This window comes from Oleiphilus sp. HI0132, assembly GCF_001635845.1.
Genome location: NZ_LWGJ01001522.1, coordinates 1 through 438, shown reverse-complemented (window position 1 = coordinate 438; position 438 = coordinate 1). Strand labels below are relative to the sequence as shown.

General features: G+C 50.0%; 1 protein-coding gene. It reads right to left on the bottom strand.

Annotated elements, in window-relative coordinates; translation table 11 throughout:
• The coding region (locus A3766_RS23500; RefSeq protein WP_197479706.1) for a recombinase family protein at window positions 1-438 on the bottom strand (438 nt) is incomplete at both ends.

Genomic DNA, 438 nt, shown 5'->3' with positions numbered 1-438 from the left:
GGCCGACTCCAATTCAGCGGCGGGTATTCTCGGTAAGCCTGAGGCGCCAGAATATTCTTTGGTATCGCGGGTGCTAATGTAATAGCGGTACCGCCTACCGCTTTTCTTTTTGGTTGAGCTCCATGTTGTAAGCGCTCGACCATCTTCTGCGAAGACCATCCCCTTGAGAAGAAATGGGATCTTTGCGCGGGTGTAGTTGCCGCGTTTGTGCCCATTGATCGATAGTATTGAGTGAACGTCATCCCAAAGTTTTTGATCAATGATGGCGTCGTGCTTGCCTTCGTACCATTGGTTCTTGTGCCGAAGCTCACCGAGGTAAGTACGATTATGAAGCAGTTTGTAGATGAGGCCTCTGTCGATTGGTTTTCCAGGCCGAAATCGACCGTCCTGTGTTGTCCAGGATTTACTGGTGGCACCTTCCAGTCTCAGCTCTTTATA